General features: G+C 72.9%; 3 protein-coding genes. All 3 read right to left on the reverse strand.

Features of this window, described 5'->3' with window-relative positions; genetic code table 11:
* Window positions 1-205: 205 nt before the first annotated feature.
* The 3 genes from IH13_RS0104920 to IH13_RS0104930 are packed head-to-tail and all read right to left on the reverse strand — an operon-like array spanning window position 206 to window position 2,528.
* Complete coding sequence (locus tag IH13_RS0104920) at window positions 206-1,180, reverse strand: ABC transporter substrate-binding protein (RefSeq protein WP_420713338.1); 975 nt, start codon at window positions 1,178-1,180, stop codon at window positions 206-208.
* Window positions 1,177-1,854, reverse strand: a complete 678-nt coding sequence (locus IH13_RS0104925; protein ID WP_031081311.1) for an ABC transporter permease — start codon at window positions 1,852-1,854, stop codon at window positions 1,177-1,179. The genes IH13_RS0104920 and IH13_RS0104925 overlap by 4 nt, the downstream gene beginning before the upstream one ends.
* Window positions 1,851-2,528 carry an ABC transporter permease gene (locus IH13_RS0104930; protein WP_031081313.1) on the reverse strand — a complete coding sequence of 226 codons (678 nt, stop codon included), beginning with the start codon at window positions 2,526-2,528 and terminating at the stop codon, window positions 1,851-1,853. The genes IH13_RS0104925 and IH13_RS0104930 overlap by 4 nt, the downstream gene beginning before the upstream one ends.
* Window positions 2,529-2,706 lie beyond the last annotated feature (178 nt).

Below are 2,706 nucleotides of genomic sequence, written 5' to 3' on the forward strand. Positions count from 1 at the left end.
CGCGTGGCTCGGTGCCGCCCGCTACACCGAGGAGGTGGACCGCGCGCTGTGCGCCGCCGCCTGGAGGCGGTGAGTCCGAACTCCCACCCGTCTCCTACCCGCTCCGACTCGCCCCTGGCCCGGCGCTCCCGGGTGCTGACCGCCGACGGGGTCGGGGACCGCGAGCGCATCGCGTCCCGGCTCGGCGTGCTCGCCCGGCAGGGGGTCAGCCCTTCGGGACGAGCCCCTTCGCCTCCAGGTAGGTGCGGGCGACGTCCTCGGGGAGTCTGCGCCAGCTGTCGACCTGCTCGTTCATCCGGGCCAGGTCGGCGGTGGTCAGGACGGTGTTGAGCTTGCCCAGGGCGTCGCGGACGCCGCTGCCGCCCGCACGGGCCCGGTTGACGACGGGGACGAGGTAGTCGGCGTTCTGCAGGTGCTTGTCGTCGGCCAGCAGCACCAGCCCGAAGTCGTCGAGGGTGGCGTCGGTGGTGGTGGTCAGGACCATCTGGTCCTGACCGTTCTGGACGGCCTGCTTGGCCTGGGTGGTGCCGACCCCTTTCGGGTCGACGGCCGTGATGTCGATGCCGTACACCCTCTTCAGTCCGGGTTCGCAGTAGGGGCGTTTCACGCATTCGTCCCCGGCCGCCAGCCGTACGGGCAGGCCGGACCTTCCGAGGTCGCCGAGGGTCTTGAGGCGGTGTTTCGCCGCGTAGGTGGCGGCGACCGCGAAGGCGTTCTGGTCGACGGCCCGGCCGGGCGGGAGCACCGTGAGGCCCCGGGGCGCGGCCAGGGCGCGCAGGGCCTTCATGGTGGTGTCCAGATCCGGCGAGCCGGCCGGTTCCGCGTCGGCCCCGTCGGCCTTGGCCTTCAGCCAGTCGGCGAAAGTGGCCGCGTACTCCGGGACGACGTCGATCTGGCCGCTCTCCAGGGCCGGTTCGTAGATCTCCCGGTTGGTGACGGACAGGATCCGTGTGGAGTACCCGGCCTGCTCCAGCAGCAGGGCGTACATCTGGGCGAGCAGGTCGCTCTCGGTGAAGCCGGCGGAGCCGATCGTCAGGTGCTTGCTGTCGCCGGGCGGCGCGGTGACGGCGCCCTGGTGCTCCAGGCTGGGCCCGGTGGCGCAGGCGGCGGTGAACAGCAGGAGCAGGGCGGGCAGGAGCAGGGCGGGCAGGAACCGGACGGCCGGGGACCGCCTCCTCACGCCGCCTCCCGGTCGCGGAAGCGGTCCGGGGCGAGCCGCCGTCCCGCTTCGAACAGCCCCTCCACCAGAAGAGCGAACACGGCGACCAGGACGGCTCCGGCGACGACCTGCGGGGTGGATGCCAGGTTGAATCCGGCCGTGATGATCCGGCCGAGCCCACCGCCGCCGACCAGGGCCGCGAGGGTGGCGGTGGCGACGAGTTGCACGGCTGCCACGCGCACGCCGGTGAGGACGAGGGGCAGGGCCAGCGGCAGTTCGACCCGGCGCAGCATCTGTCCGCCCGTCATGCCCATGCCCCGGGCGGCGCGTACGACGTCGGGGTCGACCCCGCGCATCCCCACATAGGCGTTGGTCAGCAGCGGGGGGATCGAGAAGAGGACCAGGGCGATCACGGTCGGCCACTGCCCGGACGAGCCGATCGGGGTGAGCAGGAGCAGGACGAGGACGGCGAAGGTGGGGACGGCCCGGCCGATGTTGGAGATGTTGACGGCGAGCGCCCCGCCCTTGCCGAGGTGGCCGAGGACGAGCGCCACGGGGAGCGCGAGGACGCAGCTGATCAGCAGACAGACGGCCGTGAGGAACAGGTGCTGCCCCAGCCGGGCCCAGACGCCGTCGGGACCGTACCAGTGGGCGGAGGTGGTGAGCCAGGACCAGGTGTCGGCGAGGGTCGTCACGGGCTTCTCCTCGTCCAGGGGGTCAGCAGCCGCTGCACACCGAGCAGCAGCAGGTCGGCGGCGACGGCGATGACCACGCAGAGCACCGACGCGGTGAGCACCTGGGCCTTGAAGTAGGTGTTCATGCCGGAGTAGATGAGGTTGCCCAGTCCCCCGAAGCCGACGATCGCGCCCACGGTGACCAGCGAGACGGCGGAGACGGTCGCGATGCGGAGTCCGGCCACGGCGGCGGGCAGGGCGAGGGGCAGTTCGACGGTCAGCAGGAGGCGCAGGGGCCCGTACCCCAGGCCGCGTGCGGCCTGCCGGGTCTCCTCGGGTACGGCGCGCAGCCCGGCGAGGATGTTGCGTACGAGCAGGGTCAGCGAGTAGAGGACGAGGCCGGCGACGACGAGGGCGGCCGAGAGCCCGTACACCGGGAGCAGCAGCGAGAACATCGCGAGTGAGGGGATGGTGTACAGGACGGTCGTCACGCCGAGCACGGGCGCCGCCGCCCAGCGCCGGTGGCGGGCGGCCAGGGCGAGCGGCAGCGCGATGACGAGTCCGATCAGGACGGACGCGGCGGTCAGCTGGAGGTGCTGGATCGTGGCGTCCATCAGGATGCCGCGCCTGCTGGTGAGGTAGTCGCCGCAGATCCACTCGTTGCGCGCGAGGCAGTCGTCGGGAGGTGCGGTCACCCGTCCATTGCAGCCGGAGTGTGGGTCGGCGGCCCGTCCTGTTCGCCTGTTCGGGGCCGGTGCGCGTCGCCCGCGGCTGCCGACGCCCGGAGCCTTGCGGGACGGCCTGCTATCCGGGCCCGGCGCGGTCGGTGGCCGCCCACGACGGGAGCGGGTGGCCGGGCCCGCCGCCGCGGGT

The sequence above is a fragment of the Streptomyces sp. NRRL WC-3549 genome, assembly GCF_000721935.1.
In the GTDB taxonomy this organism is placed as follows: domain Bacteria; phylum Actinomycetota; class Actinomycetes; order Streptomycetales; family Streptomycetaceae; genus Streptomyces.